Origin of the sequence: Streptomyces vastus (genome assembly GCF_039532825.1) — a bacterium.
In the GTDB taxonomy this organism is placed as follows: domain Bacteria; phylum Actinomycetota; class Actinomycetes; order Streptomycetales; family Streptomycetaceae; genus Streptomyces; species Streptomyces vastus.
The window spans coordinates 1-872 of the sequence record NZ_BAAASJ010000077.1; the positions used below are offsets into that span (position 1 = coordinate 1).

The 872-nt window shown below is 71.6% G+C and carries 1 protein-coding gene; it reads left to right on the plus strand.

The annotated features are described in order from the left end of the window. A partial coding sequence (locus ABD357_RS28595) for an IS701 family transposase (protein ID WP_344393901.1) occupies positions 1-781 on the plus strand: 781 nt, incomplete at its 5' end. Positions 782-872 lie beyond the last annotated feature (91 nt).

Sequence of the window (872 nt, forward strand, 5' to 3'; positions counted from 1 at the left end):
CAAGGACGTCGGGCACCGGGAGAAGTGGCGGCTGGCACTGGACGCCCTGGACGAACTGGCCACCTGGCGCCTTGCGCCGCCGGTCCTGGTGGCGGATGCCGGCTACGGCCAGAACGCCGACTTCCGCGCTGCCCTGGCCGAGCGGGGACACGCGTACGTCGTCGGCATCCGCGGCGATATCACCGTCCAGCCGCACGAGGCGCACCCCGCCACCCCCGCCTGGTCCGGCAACGGCCGTCGGCCCCTTCCCCGCTACCGGCAGCCACCGGTGACGGTGGCACAACTGGCCGCGGCCGCCGGACGGGAAGCCTTCAGCGAGGTGACCTGGCGGGAAGGCTCCCGCTCCCCGATGACCTCCCGCTTCCTCGCGCTGCGGGTCCGCCCGGCCGGGGTGCGCTCGCGCCGGCTGGCCCAGGCAGCCGCGGTGGCCGAGCACGGCCGGTGGGACGGCGTCCTGCCCCAGGTGCGACTGCTGGCCGAATGGCCCGACGGCGAGGACGAACCCACCCGGTTCTGGCTGTCCGACCTGCCCGACGACACCCCGATCCCGGACCTGGTCCGCCTGGCAAAGATCCGCTGGCGCATCGAGCACGACTACCGCGAACTCAAGCACGGTCTGGGCCTGGACCACTTCGAAGGCCGCTCCTTCAACGGCTGGCACCACCACGCCACCCTGGTCACCGCCGCCCACGCCTTCCTCACCGAGCAGCGGCTGGCCCCAAAAGCCGCCACACCGGACTCACCCTCTACCAGATCCTCGACGCCCTCCAGGACCTGCTGAACTGCTGGACCGGCATCTGCGCCACCTGCCACCAACCCCTGCCCACCAGGACCACACCAAGATCAAGACAGACCTAACGGAGTCCTACTAG